This window comes from Pantoea sp. PNA 14-12, from assembly GCF_004364735.1.
GTDB lineage: Bacteria > Pseudomonadota > Gammaproteobacteria > Enterobacterales > Enterobacteriaceae > Pantoea > Pantoea stewartii.
Genome location: NZ_SOAJ01000004.1, coordinates 83,972 through 101,124, shown reverse-complemented (window position 1 = coordinate 101,124; position 17,153 = coordinate 83,972). Strand labels below are relative to the sequence as shown.

Annotated in this window: 15 protein-coding genes; 4 read left to right on the top strand and 11 right to left on the bottom strand. The window is 55.7% G+C overall.

Annotation, left to right across the window (positions count from 1 at the left end):
- The 7 genes from C7434_RS14325 to yihU are packed head-to-tail and all read right to left on the bottom strand — an operon-like array spanning position 1 to position 8,362.
- The gene (locus C7434_RS14325; RefSeq protein WP_033740007.1) at positions 1-1,395 is read right to left on the bottom strand and encodes an MFS transporter; all 1,395 of its coding nucleotides are present in this window, start codon (positions 1,393-1,395) and stop codon (positions 1-3) included.
- 43 nt (positions 1,396-1,438) lie between these two features.
- Entirely contained in the window at positions 1,439-2,332 is an 894-nt protein-coding gene (locus C7434_RS14320) for a sulfite exporter TauE/SafE family protein (protein ID WP_133745567.1), read from the bottom strand.
- Positions 2,333-2,344: 12 nt separating this feature from the next.
- Entirely contained in the window at positions 2,345-4,402 is a 2,058-nt protein-coding gene (locus tag C7434_RS14315; RefSeq protein WP_039341833.1) for an alpha-glucosidase, read from the bottom strand.
- A gap of 40 nt (positions 4,403-4,442) precedes the next feature.
- Positions 4,443-5,285 carry an aldose-1-epimerase gene (locus C7434_RS14310; RefSeq protein ID WP_033740010.1) on the bottom strand — a complete coding sequence of 281 codons (843 nt, stop codon included), beginning with the start codon at positions 5,283-5,285 and terminating at the stop codon, positions 4,443-4,445.
- Between the two features lie 26 nt (positions 5,286-5,311).
- Entirely contained in the window at positions 5,312-6,553 is a 1,242-nt protein-coding gene (gene yihS, locus C7434_RS14305) for a sulfoquinovose isomerase (protein WP_033740011.1), read from the bottom strand.
- Between the two features lie 13 nt (positions 6,554-6,566).
- On the bottom strand, positions 6,567-7,442 hold the full coding sequence (yihT, locus tag C7434_RS14300; protein WP_033740012.1) for a sulfofructosephosphate aldolase: 876 nt from the start codon (positions 7,440-7,442) through the stop codon (positions 6,567-6,569).
- Positions 7,443-7,456: 14 nt separating this feature from the next.
- On the bottom strand, positions 7,457-8,362 hold the full coding sequence (yihU, locus tag C7434_RS14295; RefSeq protein ID WP_039342326.1) for a sulfolactaldehyde 3-reductase: 906 nt from the start codon (positions 8,360-8,362) through the stop codon (positions 7,457-7,459).
- Between the two features lie 166 nt (positions 8,363-8,528).
- On the opposite strand from yihU, the gene C7434_RS14290 reads away from it, so the two are divergent.
- Both C7434_RS14290 and C7434_RS14285 read left to right on the top strand, forming a co-directional pair.
- Positions 8,529-9,425, top strand: a complete 897-nt coding sequence (locus C7434_RS14290; RefSeq protein ID WP_033740013.1) for a sugar kinase — start codon at positions 8,529-8,531, stop codon at positions 9,423-9,425.
- A 34-nt stretch (positions 9,426-9,459) separates the two neighbouring features.
- On the top strand, positions 9,460-10,260 hold the full coding sequence (locus C7434_RS14285; protein WP_133745666.1) for a DeoR/GlpR family DNA-binding transcription regulator: 801 nt from the start codon (positions 9,460-9,462) through the stop codon (positions 10,258-10,260).
- Between the two features lie 32 nt (positions 10,261-10,292).
- Here C7434_RS14285 and cybC read toward each other — a convergent pair whose 3' ends face one another.
- Together cybC and pmbA are read right to left on the bottom strand one after the other, a co-directional pair.
- Complete coding sequence (cybC, locus tag C7434_RS14280) at positions 10,293-10,679, bottom strand: cytochrome b562 (protein ID WP_006118342.1); 387 nt, start codon at positions 10,677-10,679, stop codon at positions 10,293-10,295.
- 95 nt (positions 10,680-10,774) lie between these two features.
- A complete protein-coding gene (pmbA, locus tag C7434_RS14275) occupies positions 10,775-12,115 on the bottom strand; it encodes a metalloprotease PmbA (RefSeq protein WP_033740014.1) in 1,341 nt (446 codons plus the stop codon).
- 113 nt (positions 12,116-12,228) lie between these two features.
- Between pmbA and yjgA the strand changes: the two genes are divergently transcribed.
- Entirely contained in the window at positions 12,229-12,774 is a 546-nt protein-coding gene (yjgA, locus tag C7434_RS14270) for a ribosome biogenesis factor YjgA (RefSeq protein ID WP_033740015.1), read from the top strand.
- Between the two features lie 84 nt (positions 12,775-12,858).
- Here yjgA and mpl read toward each other — a convergent pair whose 3' ends face one another.
- Positions 12,859-14,214, bottom strand: a complete 1,356-nt coding sequence (gene mpl / locus C7434_RS14265) for a UDP-N-acetylmuramate:L-alanyl-gamma-D-glutamyl-meso-diaminopimelate ligase (RefSeq protein ID WP_033740016.1) — start codon at positions 14,212-14,214, stop codon at positions 12,859-12,861.
- Between the two features lie 167 nt (positions 14,215-14,381).
- Between mpl and fbp the strand changes: the two genes are divergently transcribed.
- Positions 14,382-15,389 carry a class 1 fructose-bisphosphatase gene (fbp, locus tag C7434_RS14260; RefSeq protein ID WP_006118345.1) on the top strand — a complete coding sequence of 336 codons (1,008 nt, stop codon included), beginning with the start codon at positions 14,382-14,384 and terminating at the stop codon, positions 15,387-15,389.
- Positions 15,390-15,425: 36 nt separating this feature from the next.
- Here fbp and C7434_RS14255 read toward each other — a convergent pair whose 3' ends face one another.
- A complete protein-coding gene (locus tag C7434_RS14255; RefSeq protein WP_133745566.1) occupies positions 15,426-16,985 on the bottom strand; it encodes a methyl-accepting chemotaxis protein in 1,560 nt (519 codons plus the stop codon).
- Positions 16,986-17,153 lie beyond the last annotated feature (168 nt).

Here is a 17,153-nt window from a genome sequence, read left to right as displayed (position 1 = left end):
TCAGTGCTGACGCTTACGGGCGTCAATCTCGTCAATGATGCGGACATACATCTTTTCATTGAGGTTGTAGAAACACCCCATGGCCACAATCGTGACCACGGCTAACGCACCGGGATAAATAAACATCAGTTGCTTCAGGCCCTCGACCGTACCGGCGCGCTGGACAACGTTAGGCACGTAGCCAATCTGGGTCAGCATCCAGCCGGGGAAAAAGCCCGCCAGTGCCTGTGAGACCTTACGGAAAAAGGTGAAACCGGTATAAACCGTGCCTTCAGAACGCACGCCCGTCCGCCATTCCCCGTATTCGACCGTATCAGAGACCAAAGCCCAGTTAAGACTGTTCACAAAGGCAGATCCAAAAAAAGCCAGACAGGAAAACACGATGAAACTGACGGAACCGCCCCCATAGCAATAGTTGAGCAGATCGCCCACGACCCAAATCAGCAAACCGCCGATATACACTTTTTTCTTACCAAAGCGCCTGACGGCGCCGGGCATCATAAAGACACCGATAAAAATGCAGCCCATGCTAAAGAAGCCCATCCATGACAGCAGGATGGGATCGTTCAGAACGTACTGGGTGTAATAGACCTGAATCGCCAGCTTGACGTTGAACGCCCCCAGTGTGCACAGGTTGGCAATACAGAGAATAAACAGCGGACGGTTACCCGCGATAGCGCGGAAGGAGGCTAACAGGCCCGGGTTTTGCGTGGGGTGGGCAGACGGCTGTTCGACATAGCGCTCCTTTACACCGGCATAGCACCACCACATAAAGAACAAACCAAATGCCGAGAAAAGTGTGGCTGCAGCGATATAGCGGAACTGCGCGCTGCCTTCTGCCAGGTTCATCACCGGCACAAAACCCACAGTACAAATCAGTAACCCCAGCGTTGCACCGCCCTGCCGCCAGGCGGCCAGGGAGGCGCGCTCATCAGGATTTTTGGTGATGGCGGGCACCATCGCCCCATACGAACAGTTCATCATGCTGAAGAACAGGCCATACAACATAAACAACACCGTGGCGACGACCGCTTTACCGGTGATTTCAAACGGCGTGCCGATAAAGTTGGCGACAGCCAAAAGCGTGACCGGAAACGCGGCGTACAAGACAAACGGCCGGAACTTCCCTTTCGGGCCAATCCTGCGCCGCGAATCCAGCATGATGCCCGTGCCCATATCGGTAAACGCCGTGAAGAACTTGGCGACCAGAAAGATAATTCCGCCGTACGTTCCCGGCAGCTCCAGCACATCGGTATAGAACTTCAGTAAGTAAAGCGTCCCGATATCTAACAGGATGTTAGAACCCAGATCGCCCATGCCATAGGCCACTTTTTCCCGGAACGGCAACCGCAGCGTCGCAGGCTCGCCGGCAGAAGATACAGTTTGCTGATTCATGATGGTTCTCCGGTTTACCCGCCTGCCTGGCGGGTAACCTTGCTCAGGATGAAGGGGAAGCGTTTTGCTGCTGTGTTTCCGCGCGTATCGCCGCAACTTTTTTGCCCAATACCCACTGCATAATCGCCAGCAGGCCAAACACCGGCACCAGTACCGACCATACCGGAATCGCCAACGCCCCCTTGATCAGCATGGCGCCGGATGCGATCAGCAGCAGGAGCACCATCAGCCGGAAAGTGCTGACAGAGATGCGTTGGTGAACATACTGGCCCACCAGCGAGCCCAGGATCATGGTGGGCACGCAGAACAGCACCAGCTTGACGGTTGACAGCGTTAAGATGCCGCTGGTCGTCAGGCCGCCAATAATGGCGATGTTACTGGCGGTAAAAAACGCATTGAGCGTGCCACGAAACGCCGCCGGAGCCAGATTTCTCAACATGCCATAAATCACTACCGGCGGGCCGTTGGTCGCAAAAGCCGACCCCAGAGCGCCGGCGATGATGCCCGTCGGCACCACTAGCCAGTTTTTGTCACAGACGGGCAGACGAGGAACAAACAGGCTGTAAAACGCGTACAGGATCAGGAAAGTGCCCAGCCCGGTTTTCATGATGTTGTCCGGGAAACTGGCGAGCGCATAAATCCCCAGGGGAATGCCGGCAAAGGAGAACAGGATAAGCACCAGCGCAGATCGCCAGTGGGTTTCGTTACGTGACAACCAGGTGGCATATAACGCAGTGGCTGTCCCGACAATGACCGACATAGGTGCCGCCATTTTGACCGGCAGCAACAAGGTGATCAGCGGCATCGTCACCAGTGCGCCACCAAAGCCTGCGCAGATACCGATGAAGGTATACAGGAACATGATGGCGATGATGATGCAGACAACCTCAATACTCAGCTCAAGCCCGTCGGGAGTAAAAAGCGTGAAGAAATCCATACCCTTTCTCCTTTATCGCGTCGAACCGGCACTGTCGATCAGCCGTAATGAGGCAAATAACGCCTGCCATTCACTTTCAGCCCGGTAAAAGACGGGCGGCTGACCAAGCGGTGCGTCCACCGTGATCTCGCCACCGCTGGCCGCTTCACCGGTCCAGAGGTTTATCCAGCGATCCTCCGGCAGATAGAGCGTCCAGTCGTGGCGGCCCTCTTCATACACTGGCGCGACCAGCAAATCACGACCAAACAGGTACTGGTATTTCAGCGAATAAGTGCGGGCATCCGCTTCATAGTGCAGGAAAAGCGGCCGCATAACAGGCAGACCACTGCGGGCATTCTGCGCCACCGCCTGCCTGATGTAAGGCTTTAAGGAAGTAAAGATCGTCGACATACGGGCAAAATGCGCCATGGTTTCGTCATCGCTGTCAAACTGCCAGTTATCGCCGGGACGGTTACCTTCATGGGTGCGCATCATGGGCGTAAAGGTGTTGAAATCACACCAACGCAGCAGCAGTTCTTTGCTCCGTTTCATACCGTAGAGCGTGGTATAGCCACCAATGTCACTGTGATGCAAACCGTGCCCACTCATTGCCAGCGACAAGGCGGCAGGCACTACCGACGCGAGGCCATCGTCCAGACTCCAGTCAACGTTTTGATCCCCGGCCCACATCATCACGGCGTATTTCTGACTGCCGGTATAACCCGCACGCATAAAATAGAGCGTTTCGCCGAGCTTGCCGGTTTCTGCCAGCGCGTCGTAGTTACATTTTGCCCACAGCGCGGGCCAGGCATTATGCATAATCTCGGCATGGACACCGTTATGCAGAACCGTATCGGTTGGGAGATATTCGCCAAAATCCGCCATCCAGCCGCCACAGCCCAGGCCGATCAGATTTTGTTTGATAACCTCTTTGAACCAGTTATAAGCATCAGGATGAGTCAGATCGACAACGCCCGCATAGAACTCACCAAATTCAACGTGGTAGTCCTGACCGGAAGCCGTTTTGGTGAGATAGCCGTGCCGGGCGGCCTCGTCGCACAGAGGGCGATCGCTGGCGACATAAGGATTGATATAAGAGAGAAACTGGACGCCTTCGGCTTTCCATTGCTGAATGCGTGTATCCAGTTGCGGATAGAGTTCGCTGTCCCACTGCCAGTTCCACATGACACGTTTGCCAAACGACGTCATGCGAATACCGGACCAGTCCTGAGCCCAGATACCGTTAACCTTCACGCCCGCCTGACGCATCTTGTCTAACTTCTGCTGACACACGTCGGTGCCGCCCTGAATGCCCAGAATCACGCCATCGTAAACCCAGTCAGGCAATTCAGGCTGGCGGCCCAGCAAGGCGCTCAGTTTTTCCAGCAGTGCAATATAGCTGTCGGCGCATTCAAAGCGTAACGTCGCGCGGTTTTCCCAGAACGCCAGTTCGTGATAATCGGGTGCGCTGAAGTCAAAATTCATGTAGCCGCTGTTGTCCACATGGCAGTAATACTTCTGGCTGCTGACGAAGGTGGGCTGAGGGAAAAACGTCCAGTAATAATCGCCGCCGGCATTCTCCGCGCAGTCCGCCTGCCAGGTAACATAACTGTTTTTATTCCGTCCGACGCCCTGCTCACTGGTCCAGAGCGGGAACGGTTTCCCGCGCAGGTCAAAACAGGAAAACTGTTCGCCGCAGCCGTAGATGTGATCCGCCTGCTGCGCTGCCAGCCGTAGCCAGATGCGGTTATGACTGTCGGCGTCATTATTTAGCGTGAGCAGTAAACGCCCGCCGGCATCCAGCCCAACCGTCAGCGTGGCGCTGATGACGTTGCCGCGCGAGAAACGGATGTGCCAACAGTCGGCCTGCGACGTCATGGTGGCCTCAGTCAGGGCCAGCTTTTCATTCAGCCGGTCTTTGATACTGAAGTTGCCACGAAACATTTTAATGTCGGCCCGACCGTGCCCCATCCACAGACAGGGCGCTTCCGGGCTGTGGCTCAGAATAACGCGGCCGTGATAAACCAGTGAAAAGCCGTTATCAGTGGCAGTGAGTTTTACCCCTGCCGTTTCAAGATGTTGTAAGTGCATACTGGCCTCTTAGTTGTAGGGTAAGGCGGTAAGGTGATCTTTATCCGGGGCGATCGCAGCCAAGGGTGAAGGCCAGCCGATGCGTCGCCTGCGGTGCGAGCCAGACCAGATCAACGCCGGAGTTAAACGCATCAGGCGGGCAACTCATGGGCTCGGTTGCCAGCCCGGTGCGGCCCAGTTTTTCGCCGGTGTAAATTTGCAGCCAGGGCTGATCGCTACGTAAGTAAACAGAAAGGGACGGCTTCCGGCTGGTCAGGCGCACTTCCCACTGCTGGCGGTCCGTGCCTGTGCGAAGGCTGTTATCAATTTGCGTTGCGCCGAGCAGACGTGGGGAAAGGAAATCGCCTTGCGCTATCGCGGCAGGCAACGTGAGCAGGCACTCGTCCAGCGGCGTTCTGTTGCAGGTCAGATACGGGTGCGCACCTGCGCCATAAGGAGCAGGTTCACGTCCTGTATTTTGACTGTCGAGCGTCACCAGCAGGCCCTGCATGGCATCCAGCCGGTACGTCACCGTTGAAACCAGGGCAAACGGATATCCGTAGCTGGGCGGTAAAAAGATTGTCAGCCTCGCTGTGCTGTCGGTATATTCCGTAATCTGCCAGTCACGCCACGCCAGCAAACCGTGAATGGCGGTTCCCCCTTCGTGATCGTTGATCGGTAAATGAAGCCATTTACCGTTATGGTACCAGGTGCCCTTCGCGACGCGATTGGGCCAGGGAATCAGGACCTTCCCCATGTGCGCCAGCGGCAGGGTTTCAGGGGGATGGGGGAGCACCAGATGCTGACCTGCGTATGTCAGTTCAGCCAGACCCGCGCCCACGGTGACAAGGGTGGCCTGATAGTCTCCGGCCCGCAGTACAAGGGTTTTTCCGCTGCTGTGCATAGCTGGTACTCCCGTCTGTTTTGGAATTATTTTGCGTTACAGTCCAGTAATCCGGCGGCGACAGCGGGAGCCAGGCCCGGTGCCAGCGGAAGGCGTGGGATGACCAGGCAATGCAGCAGGTGATAGATATCCTGTTTGCCGTCCCAGACTTTGGTCGTCACCTTGTTTTCGCAATCCAGTTCCTGCCACCAGGAACCGTTTTCGAAGTCCATCAGGTAGGTCATGCAGTAGTCCCACCACTTCTGATACCAGGCTTCGTATTGCGCCTCACCGGTGACGGTATACAGCGCATAGGCGGTTCCCATCGCTTCGACGATAGGCCAGCGTACCCGCTCGCGCACCACGGGCTTGCCGTCCCAGTCCACGGTATAAACGAAACCGTCTGCGCCATCGGGCGCCCAGGCATCACGCAGGGTGGCGTGAAATAACCCTTTGGCATCTTCCACTAACCAGGCCGGTGGGGTTTCAAAGCGCGCTTCAAGCGCGGCGTGCAGATGCAGCATCAGTCGCCCCCACTCAATCCAGTGGCCGGGCGTGCCACCATAAGCACGGAAGCGGTGGGCAGGGTTGTCTTTGTTGTAATCGCGCAGTGGCGTCCAGTGCGTGTCAAAGTGTTCATTCACGCGGTAATTATTTTGACGCGCGACATCATGGATGATTACGGACGTGACGCGCAGCGCGCGATCCAGCCATTTCTTATCGTGCGTGACGTCATACACGATCAGGAACGCTTCAACGGCGTGCATATTGGCGTTCCCTCCCCGGTAGTCTTCGGTCTTGCTGAATGCCTCGTCCCAGGATTCCAGGCACATCTGCTCGTCTTCACTCCAGAAGTAACGTTCAATGACCTTGATCGCCTCATCCAGCAATGGACGTGCCGCCGGATGACCGGTGGTAACGGCGCTGGCGGCGCCCAGCAATACAAAAAAATGCTGGTAGCCCTGCTTGGAGGCATCGAGAACGCCTTCATCGTTGACGCAGGCGTACCAGCCGCCATATTTTTTATCGCGAAGCGCACCGTTTAACGCATTGATACCATGTTCAACCAGTTGATAAGCCCCGGGCCGCCCCATTGAGGCCGCCACCGCATAGACGTGCAACATGCGGGCGGTGATCCACAGGTGCGTTCCCTTATCGGGTTTGACCTGACCGTTATTACCCAGCCAGCCAAATCCGGTTGGCACCGCCGCATGCTTGCCAAAACTGAAAATCCGATCGGTTTCCTGTTCGAGCCAGCGATTGTGGCTTAAGGTGTTAAACCATTTCATCTGCTTCTCCCTATTAACGTTTCGCCATCATTTCATCTACGATCTCGCCCAGCCGTTGCAGTCTGGGAACAGAGATATCCCGCAGCATCAGGTCGGTATCGGGCAAACCAATAACCGAAGACCAGACTGCGCGGCCCGCCAGGAATCCGGAGGCACCCGCCTGCATGGCGACTCTGACGGCTCGTGGGAATAATTTTTCGTCAATGCCAGAGGAGAGGATGACCCACGGCATCGTGATCAAATCGTTAAGTTTCTGCGCGGCCGTCAGCAGGTCGGCTTGTGAACCTTTGCCATGCAGCGGCATTTCCACCTTATAAAGATCCGCTCCGCTGTTACCCAGTTCCTTCGCTGCAGCGAGGATCGCCTGCTCGCGATCGAAGCGATCGCCCCGGCGCGGCGGTCTGACAACGGGTTCGATAATGCTGAGCAGACCATGGCGGTGACAGCGCGCAGTGAAGGTATTCACCATATCGAGCCGCTGCTGTGCGTCTTCATCGCTGCGCCACAGCACCAGCAGCTTGAGCGCCTTTGCCCCGTCACGCTTGACGGCCTGAGGATCGACGCGGTGATCAATCTCCACACTGTCAACCGGCATGCCGTTGCCAGGGATAAACGCATCCGCCGCGACAATGATGCCGCAACCGGGCGACACAGCCCGCTGCTCCACAATCTGCCGAAAGCAAAATTGCTGATCCACCAGGATGGCGGAGGCATAAGGCGATAACACGCTGGCGGCATTCACTTTGAATTCGGTCAGAACCCGATCGCTGACCGGCTGTGGCGCACCCGCGGCGGCAAACATCAGCCGCATCGCTTCACGCTGATCCACAGCCAGCATGGCGAAACCACCTGATGGCCGGGCGATGTCTTTAAGGGTGTAATGAGTCATGTGCTTTCCTCTGATTAAGCGTCACAAGGGGTTGTCGAAGGTGAGAGGCCTGCGCTGGCGCGCACGTGTTCGAGAAGGGCGGTCCAGTCCTGACGTCCGCGTCCGGCGGCGCGCGCCTGGCTGTAAACCTCACGTGAGGCGGCCCCGAGCGGCATGGGCACATGCAGCTGGTTAGCCACATCCAGCGCGATGCCCAGGTCTTTATGAGCCAGATCGATCATAAAGGCCGGTGACAGGTCGCCTTTCAGCACCTTATTTGGCCAGGTCGTGGTGAAGTGCCCCTTCCCTGCTGGCGTGCCGTTCATGACCTGTAGCGCAACTTCCAGCGGCAGCCCCAGCCCTTCACACAGCACCGCCGCCTCTGCAGAGAGCGCATTCAGGGCGATACTCATGTAGTTATTAATCAGCTTGACGCGAATCCCCATGCCCGGTCCGCCAGCCACCACCACCTCATTTCCCATGGCCAACAGCAGCGGTTTTGCCCGCTCAATCTGTTGCAGTGTTCCGCCGGCCAGCAGCAACAGCGTGCCGGCGATAGCATGATCGGATGTACGCCCAACCGGCACGTCCATCATGCTGAAGCCGCTCGCCCGCATCTCGTTAATCATCTGGTCGGTCTGTAGCGGATGGATCGTCGACATATCGATCACCAGTGCCGAAGGCGACAGCGTGGTACAGACGCCCTGATCACCAGACAGGACAGCGCGCACCAAATCGCCATTGGGCAGCATGGTGATAACGAATTCAGCCCCTTCGGCGGCCTCGGCTGGAGAACGGGCAGCCTGTGCGCCTTTTTCCACTAACCTGGCAACCGCCTCGGGATTGACGTCAAACACCCTGAGCTGATGGCCCTGCTTAAGCAGATTGCTCGCCATCGGCGCCCCCATTTGCCCCAGTCCAATAAACGCTACTTCCGCCATACGGCTCTCCCAAACCCGATGGATGTCACATTTTGTCCTAAATATGATTTTTACTGTCTTTTTCGGATCATATTTGTAATTTATGGTCAAAAAATTGACAGGTGTCACTTTTAAAACATTTGATGAAATTAAAATGACAGCACGAGAAAATGTCTGAGGAAGAGTGATGACGCGCATAGCTTGTGTAGGGATCACCGTACTGGATCGCATCTGGTACCTGGAAACGTTACCGCATCAGGGCGGAAAATATGTCGCCAGCAACTATCGGGAAGTCGGCGGTGGCCCGGCGGCCACGGCAGCCGTCGCGGCTGCAAAGTTGGGTGCGCAGGTAGATTTTATTGGCCGGGTCGGGGACGATGACACCGGGAAAAGGCTGCTGTCCGAGTTAAACAGTTACGGCGTAAATACACGTTATACAAAGATTTTTAACGCTGCCCGCTCCTCGCAATCTGCCATTCTTGTGGATGCTGAAGGCGAACGTATCATCGCCAACTATCCCAGCCCGGATTTACCCGACGAGGCCGACTGGCTAGCGGAAATCGATTTTTCTCAGTGGGATGCCGTGCTGGCGGATGTCCGCTGGCATCAGGGCGCAAAATGCGCCTTTACGCTGGCACGCAGGTCCGGCGTTCCCACCATTCTGGATGGCGATGTGACGCCACAAAACATTGCTGAACTGGTAACGCTGAGCGACCACGCGGCGTTTTCCGCACCCGGTTTGAAGCGCCTGACCGGTATGGAAAGTGACGCCAGTGCGCTGAAAAAAGCACAAATGCTCACAAAGGGACATGTCTATGTGACACAAGGCGTTCAGGGTTGCCTCTGGCTTGATGCGGGCAGATTACAGCATCAGCCAGCTTTTCATGTCAGGGTGGTCGACACGACCGGTGCCGGCGATGTTTTTCATGGCGCACTGGCATTCAGGCTGGCCCAAAAGCCCGCCGTGGCGGAAGCGGTGCGCTTTGCCAGCGCTGTCGCGGCCTTAAAATGTACGCGCCCGGGTGGCCGGGCCGGTATTCCCGATTATGAGCAAACCTGTTCTTTTATGTCAGTTAATGGTTAAACTGACAGCCAAAGTGGTCTTCAGAGAGCAGCTCATGATCCTCACGGACGTAACCGGTAATCCTCGCCACGATCGTTTACTCAGCCTGATCGCCGAACGTGGCTACATGAATATTGATGAACTTGCGGTGCTACTGGATGTGTCGACGCAAACAGTACGCCGCGACATTCGCAAACTCAGCGAACAGGGATTGATTACCCGTCATCATGGCGGCGCAGGCCGCGCATCCAGCGTGGTCAATACCGCCTTTGAACAGCGCGAAGTCTCACAAACCGATGAAAAACGATCTATCGCTGACGCCATCGCTGACTACATTCCTGATGGTTCCACGGTGTTTATTACGATTGGCACCACCGTGGAGCATGTGGCCCGCGCCCTGATGAACCATAAGCATCTGCGGGTTATCACCAACAGCCTGCGGGTGGCACATATTCTGTATAAATGCCCCCAGTTTGAAGTCATGGTGCCCGGCGGCACGTTGCGCCCACACAATGGTGGCATTATTGGTCCGGTGACCACGGCTTTTGTGGCCAGTTTCCGGGCGGATTATCTCGTCACCAGCATGGGCGCCATTGAGAGTGACGGTGCGCTGCTGGAATTTGACGTCAATGAGGCCAACGTTGCACAAACGATGATGGCGCATTCGCGTCATATATTGCTCGCCGCCGATCATACTAAATTCCAGGCCTCGGCCGCGGTGGAGATGGGCAGCGTGGCGCAGGCGACAGCCCTGTTCACCGATAAACTGCCGGGTACGGCGCTGCAAAACCTGCTGAAAACCCATCAGGTTGAAGTGATCCTGGCTAAGCCGGGTGGCGATGAGGGGGCGGAATAATTAACCCCGGCAGTGCCGGGGTTAGCGTGGGTTTAGCGGAACTTCTTGTGGTTTTCGTTACGGATAGCAGCCAGTTTTTGCGCTTCTGCTTTCGCTTCATCCAGCTTGCCCTGCTTAGCCAGTGCATCGGCTTTATCAATCTGGGCAATCAAATCATCCATGCCTTTGTGAAAGTCTTTCATTTCCGGGCTGTCCGGTGCTTTGCCTTCCAGTTTGTCCGGGGTGCCTTTTTTGGCATCTTCGGCTTTGGCGCGCAAATCACCTAACATTTTGTGCAGCTGATCGGCGCTTTTCGCCCCATCCAGCGACTTGTAAATACCCGCCATCTCTTTCATATCGTGCTCAAGAGAAGCCGCACCGGCGGTGACATTAACAGATAACAAGGCAACAGCTAACAACGACATAAACGCTTTACGCATGCTCAGCTTCCTTTTTATTGTGAAAACGCTGCTTATAAAAAAGCGGAGGGTCGATGCCCTCCGCTTGCTATCGCCTACACAACTTAAAAGAGATTTTACTGTCCGGCAATATACATTTCGGGTAACAGAACAGAACCACACTGAATATTGCTGCGGGTTTCAATGTCATCGCCTACGGTAACAATGTTCCGCCACATATCGCCTAAGTTACCTGCAATCGTAATTTCACTTACCGGATACTGAATCTCGCCATTCTCCACCCAGAAACCGGCTGCGCCACGCGAATAATCGCCCGTGATGGCGCTGACGCCCTGTCCCATCAGTTCGGTCACGACCAGCCCGGTGCCCATCTGCTTCAGCATGTCGTTGAAGCTGTGCCCCTGACCGGCGATGCGCCAGTTATGAATGCCGCCCGCGTGACCGGTGCTGGTCAGGCCCAGCTTGCGCGCAGAATAGCTGGTCATCAGCCAGGTTTGCAGCACGCCATCTTTAATGATGTCGCGGGCCTGTGTACGTACGCCTTCGCTGTCAAACGGCGTGGAGGCCAGGCCTTTTAACAGATGCGGCTGCTCCTGAATGGTCAGCCATTCAGGCAGAATCTGTTTGCCCATCGCATCCAGTAAGAATGTGGATTTACGATAGACGCTGCTGCCGCTGATGGCGCCGACCAGATGGCCGAACAGGCCGGTCGCGACTTCCGGCGCAAAAATGACCGGCGCTTTCATGGTGTCGAGCTTACGCGGTGCCAGGCGCGACAGCGTCCGGCGAGCGCACTCGGCCCCAACCCAGTCCGCGCTCTTTAAGTCCCCAATGGCGCGGCCAATGGTGTACGCATAATCACGCTCCATATTGCCGTCCTGCTCAGCAATGACGCAGCTGGACAGCGAATGACGGCTGGAACAGTAGCTTTGCAGCATGCCGTGGCTGTTACCAAAGACTTTGATACCGACATGGCTGTTAAAACTACCGCCTTCAGTATTGGTGATGCGTTTGTCTGCCTGCAGTGCCGCCTGCTCTGCCTGTGCCGCCAGCTGGATAGCATAATCGGCATCGATCTCCCACGGATGGTAGAGATCCAGATCCGGTGCGTCATAAGCCAGCAGTTCGGCATCCGCCGGGCCGGCAAAGGGATCCGGCGAGGTATAGCGTGCGATATCAATCGCCGCCTGCACGGTTCGTTTAATGGCATCCGGGCTGAGATCGGTCGATGACGCACTGCCTTTACGGTTTTGGTGGTAAACAGTGATGCCCAGTGCGCCATCACTGTTGAATTCGACGTTTTCCACTTCGCCGTAACGGGTACTGACACCAATACCGGTGGTCTTGCTCACCGCGACTTCCGCGCCATCCGTACTTGCTTTTGCCAGTTCAAGCGCCTGTGCAATTGCCTGTTCCAGTGCTTTTCGCTGTTCTGCAACTTGAGTTGATACGTTCATCGACCTGCCGTCTAATCTTATGGTTGAATAATTTGAGTCTATCAGAGTCAGAGAACAATTTCGCAGTCACCCGATAAACTGGTAGGATTAGCCTCTTTTTTTTGGAGCCAGATATGACTAAGCAGCCTGAAGAGTGGCTCGATGATGTGCCCGATAATCACGAAGAAGAAGATGAAGAGATTATTTGGGTTAGTAAGAGCGAAATCAAACGCGATGCTGAAGAGCTGAAACGCCTGGGGGCCGAACTGGTCGACCTGGGGAAAAACTCGCTGGATAAAATTCCGCTGGATGAGCGTTTGCGTACCGAGATTGAACTGGCGCAGCGTATTAAGAAAGAAGGCCGCCGCCGTCAGTTACAGTTAATTGGTAAGCTGCTGCGCAGCATCGACGTTGAACCGATTCGTACCGCACTGGATAAGCTTAAAAACCGCCATAACCAGCAGGTTGCGCTGTTTCACAAGCTGGAAATGCTGCGCGATCGCCTGATTGAAGAAGGCGATGAGGCGATGACCGACGTGCTTGCCCTTTATCCTCAGGCCGATCGTCAGCAACTGCGTAGCATGATTCGTAATGCACAGAAGGAAAAAGCGGGTAACAAACCGCCAAAATCTGCCCGTCAGATTTTTCAGTACCTGCGCGAATTAGCAGAAGCCGTCTGACCCTGGCGGTGATGTGCGGCTGAGCAGTGCCCAGCCGCAGGGTTTTCTCTCCCCTCGTTCGGGGAGAAAAGGATCGGCTACCGGTTAACGAGCCAGACGATCCAGCAGCTTCTGATGAATCCCACCAAAGCCCCCGTTGCTCATTACCAGGATGGAATCGCCCGGCTGCGCCGTTTTGGCGATCGTTTCTACCAGCGCATCAATATCCGCGCTGCAGTGCGCAGGCTGCATGCAGGCTTCTGCGACATCCGCGACCTGCCAGGGAATATGGCTCGGCTGGAACAGAAACACTTCGTCGGCACGCGCCAGTGACGGGGCGAGTTCATTTTTATTCACGCCCATTTTCATGGTGTTTGAACGCGGTTCGAGCACGGCCAGGATACGCGCCGTCCCGCCCACTTTGCTGCGCAGCGCGCTCAGCGTGGCAAGAATCGCGGTCGGATGATGGGCAAAATCATCATAGATCTTGATGCCGTTGACCTCGCCGCGCAGTTCCAGACGACGACGGGCATTGATAAAGCTGTCCAGTGCCTGGCTGGCATCCTCGGGTTTCACGCCAACATGACGGGCTGCCGCAATGGCCATTAAACCATTGTGCATGTTGTGTTCGCCGACCAGTGCCCAGTTCACTTCACCCACTTTGTTGCCGTCCAGCCAGACTTCCCAGTGTGAGGCGTCAGGCGTCAGTTTTTTCGCCTGCCAGTGACCGCCGTCGCCGACATGTTCCTGCTCGCTCCAGCAGCCCATCGCCATTACCTGCTTCAGGTTATGATCGTGCTCCGGCAGCAGGATCTTCCCCTGGCCCGGCACGATGCGCACCAGGTGATGGAACTGTTTCTGGATCGCCCGCAGATCATCAAAAATATCCGCATGATCGAATTCCAGGTTATTCAGAATCAGCGTACGTGGGCAGTAATGAACGAATTTAGAGCGCTTATCGAAAAACGCGCAGTCATATTCGTCAGCCTCAATCACAAAGAATGGGCTTTTTCCTAATTTTGCTGAAACATCGAAGTTGCCGGGTACACCGCCGATAATAAAGCCCGGTTCCAGACCACACGCCTCCAGAATCCACGCTGCCATGCCTGCCGTCGTGGTTTTACCGTGCGTGCCGGCCACGGCCAGCACCCACCGGTCACGCAGCACGAAATCATGCAGCCATTGGGGACCTGAAAGGTAGGGAATGTTGCGTTCCAGAACCGCTTCCACACAGGGATTACCGCGCGTCATGGCATTGCCGATGATGACCAGGTCTGGTTGAGGATCAAGCTGACTGGCGTCATAACCCTCTGTTAATTCAATACCTTGCTGTTCCAGCAGGGTGCTCATCGGCGGATAAACATTGGCATCTGAGCCTGTCACCTGATGGCCAAGGGAGCGTGCCAGCATCGCCAGCCCGCCCATAAACGTGCCACATATCCCGAGGATGTGAATGCGCATAAAAACGTCCATAACTCAAAAGTTCGGCGCACAGTGTAACCTCGGTTGCGAGCGGAAGAAACGGATTAGGACTATGGTTTTTGAAGTTCAATCGGCTAAACTGCGTACGCATCCGTCGGCAGTGAAGTATGCCGCTGCCACTCCATCGATGATTCAGGGAATGTGTTATGAAAACGTTGGGCGAATTTATCGTCGAGAAGCAACACGACTTTCCGCACGCTACAGGTGAACTGACGGCGCTTATCTCAGCGATTAAGCTGGGTGCCAAAATTATCCACCGCGATATTAACAAAGCCGGTTTAGTGGATATCCTGGGGGCCAGCGGCGTCGAGAATGTTCAGGGTGAACAGCAGATGAAACTGGATCTGTTCGCCAACGAAAAACTCAAAGCCGCACTGAAAGCGCGCGGTATCGTTGCCGGTATCGCTTCTGAAGAAGAGGACGAATTTGTCATCTTTGAGGGCGAGGAAAACGGCAAGTACGTGGTCTTGATGGATCCGCTGGATGGATCATCAAACATCGACGTTAACGTCTCTGTCGGCACCATTTTCTCAATCTATCGTCGCGTCAGTGAACCCGGCACACCGGTCGTCGAAGCGGACTTCATGCAGCCGGGCAACAAACAGGTCGCGGCCGGTTATGTGGTTTACGGTTCGTCTACCATGATGGTTTACACCACCGGTTGTGGTGTGCACGCGTTTACCTACGATCCGTCACTGGGCGTGTTCTGCCTCAGTCACGAACGGATGACGTATCCGGAAGTGGGCTACACCTATTCCATTAACGAAGGTAACTACATTCGTTTCCCGCAGGGCGTGAAAAAATACCTGAAATTCTGTCAGGAAGAGGATGTGGCAACGCACCGTCCTTACACCTCACGCTACATCGGTTCACTGGTGGCGGATTTCCATCGTAACCTGCTGAAAGGCGGCATCTACCTTTACCCCAGCACGGCCAGCCATCCGAAGGGTAAACTGCGCCTGCTGTATGAGTGCAACCCCATGGCCTTCCTGGCCGAGCAGGCGGGCGGTAAAGCCAGCGACGGGCAAAACCGTATTCTGGATATCCCCCCGGTAACGCTGCATCAGCGCTGCCCGTTCTACTGTGGCAACACCGCCATGGTGGATGACGTAGAGCGCTTCCTGGCAGAGTTCCCGGAGTGTCGTCAGGGCTAAACATAAAGGGCGCGGGTGTCGCGCCCTTATTTTGTCTTATGCCTGCTGAAGCCGGAACAGCGCCATAGCAGCCTGCAACTGCTCTGACTGCGCCTCCAGTGAATGCGTGGCGGCGGTGGCCTGCTCCACCAGCGCCGCGTTCTGCTGCGCCGCTTCATCCATCTGCGTCACCGCATGGTTGACCTGATCGATGCCCCGACTTTGCTCTTCTGAAGCCATCGAAATCTCTTTCATCAGTGCCGTCACGCGCATGACTTCACCAGCGATGTCATCCATGGTTTCGCCTGCACGCGTGGCCATTTCACTGCCCTCTTTCACCCGCGTTTGTGAATCGCTGATCAGCGTGCGAATCTCTTTCGCCGCGCTGGCACTGCGCTGCGCCAGGGTGCGCACCTCATTCGCGACGACGGCAAAACCGCGCCCCTGTTCACCGGCACGTGCCGCTTCCACGGCGGCGTTTAACGCCAGAATGTTGGTCTGGAAGGCAATGCCGTCGATCACGCTCAGAATATCGCCGATGCGATTGGCGCTCTCGGTGATCTCACGCATTTTTTCCATCACGTAGTTCACCACTTCCGCCCCGCGATCGGCACTGTCAGAAACAGCATTCGCCAACTGGTGAGCCTGCTGCGCGTTACTGGCGTTCAGACGAACCGTTGCGGTCAACTGTTCCATACTGGCCGCCGTTTGCTCCAGCGACGTGGCGGATTCTTCGGTACGTTGAGAAAGGTGAACGTTGCCCGCCGCCAGCTCGCGGCTGCCGCTGTCGATTTTCAGCCCGGCCTCACGCACCTTATTCACCGAGTCACGCAGAGCCTGCTGCATGCCCGCCAGCGCATTGTTAAGACGACCCAGTTCGTTGTTGCCCGCCAGCGGCAACGGTTGAGACAGATCGCCCGCCGCCACCTGCTCAAGGTGAATAATCGCATTGTTCAACGGCGTCAGTAACATGCGGCGCAGCAGCACCCAGGCCAGTACCAGCAGCAGCACGGAGAGCCCCACCGCCACGGCGATCAGCACTTTCATCATGATTTCATTGCGCTGAGCTTCAACTAACTGTGCCTGGGTAATTTCGTCGGCTTTCGCGCCAAAGGTCTCTACCGCTTTGGTGTACTTCGCGGATAAAGGCTCCAGTTTACCTTCCAGCAGTTGGTAATATTCATCGTTATACTGTTTGTCGAGCGCCTTCATCATCGGCAGGATGCCCTGATCAAGGTAATCCTTATAGCTTGATGCAATGGCATCAGCCATGATTTTGCCTTCCGCCGTCACGGTTCCGGCATCCACAAAACGTTTTAAGTTGCGCTGAGAGGACTCGACATCGGCCTGCGCCGTTTTGGTGACCTGCGCGCCCTCATCCAGTAAACCAATCTCAATCTTGCGTACTGCAAGCGCAGCACTGGCACGCGCGCGCATTAAATCGGCGTTACTGCGATACAGACTGTTTAACTCAATCCCCTGAATGCGGTTAATCACATCCAGCGAGCGGTTGCCCTTGTTGATTGCCACAATGCCCATCACACTCACCGCCAACAACAGCAGTGTCATGAATGCCAGCAACGCCAGCAACCCCGTGCGTAGTGATAACTGTTTCATCTTGATCGTTTCCGTATGAGTAGTAAAAGGCGAAATAATTTCGACAACCCTTAAACGGAGAAAGTATCGGCATCGGGATTCGCAAACTTTAACGCCTGTGAATGATTAATCCCGTGCTTGCCGCTAACCTGTTAATGGAATTGAAGGTATTTTGTTAAGGAAACAAAG

What these genes read in the sequence shown, in the direction of transcription:
- C7434_RS14310 (WP_033740010.1), bottom strand. Translation starts at nt 5,285, where the DNA reads ATGCACAGCAGCGGAAAAACCCTTGTACTGCGGGCCGGAGACTATCAG.
- pmbA (WP_033740014.1), bottom strand. Translation starts at nt 12,115, where the DNA reads ATGAACGTATCAACTCAAGTTGCAGAACAGCGAAAAGCACTGGAACAG.
- C7434_RS14315 (WP_039341833.1), bottom strand. Translation starts at nt 4,402, where the DNA reads ATGCACTTACAACATCTTGAAACGGCAGGGGTAAAACTCACTGCCACT.
- C7434_RS14290 (WP_033740013.1), top strand. Translation starts at nt 8,529, where the DNA reads ATGACGCGCATAGCTTGTGTAGGGATCACCGTACTGGATCGCATCTGG.
- yjgA (WP_033740015.1), top strand. Translation starts at nt 12,229, where the DNA reads ATGACTAAGCAGCCTGAAGAGTGGCTCGATGATGTGCCCGATAATCAC.
- C7434_RS14285 (WP_133745666.1), top strand. Translation starts at nt 9,460, where the DNA reads ATGATCCTCACGGACGTAACCGGTAATCCTCGCCACGATCGTTTACTC.
- C7434_RS14255 (WP_133745566.1), bottom strand. Translation starts at nt 16,985, where the DNA reads ATGAAACAGTTATCACTACGCACGGGGTTGCTGGCGTTGCTGGCATTC.
- yihT (WP_033740012.1), bottom strand. Translation starts at nt 7,442, where the DNA reads ATGACTCATTACACCCTTAAAGACATCGCCCGGCCATCAGGTGGTTTC.
- fbp (WP_006118345.1), top strand. Translation starts at nt 14,382, where the DNA reads ATGAAAACGTTGGGCGAATTTATCGTCGAGAAGCAACACGACTTTCCG.
- yihU (WP_039342326.1), bottom strand. Translation starts at nt 8,362, where the DNA reads ATGGCGGAAGTAGCGTTTATTGGACTGGGGCAAATGGGGGCGCCGATG.
- yihS (WP_033740011.1), bottom strand. Translation starts at nt 6,553, where the DNA reads ATGAAATGGTTTAACACCTTAAGCCACAATCGCTGGCTCGAACAGGAA.
- C7434_RS14320 (WP_133745567.1), bottom strand. Translation starts at nt 2,332, where the DNA reads ATGGATTTCTTCACGCTTTTTACTCCCGACGGGCTTGAGCTGAGTATT.
- C7434_RS14325 (WP_033740007.1), bottom strand. Translation starts at nt 1,395, where the DNA reads ATGAATCAGCAAACTGTATCTTCTGCCGGCGAGCCTGCGACGCTGCGG.
- mpl (WP_033740016.1), bottom strand. Translation starts at nt 14,214, where the DNA reads ATGCGCATTCACATCCTCGGGATATGTGGCACGTTTATGGGCGGGCTG.
- cybC (WP_006118342.1), bottom strand. Translation starts at nt 10,679, where the DNA reads ATGCGTAAAGCGTTTATGTCGTTGTTAGCTGTTGCCTTGTTATCTGTT.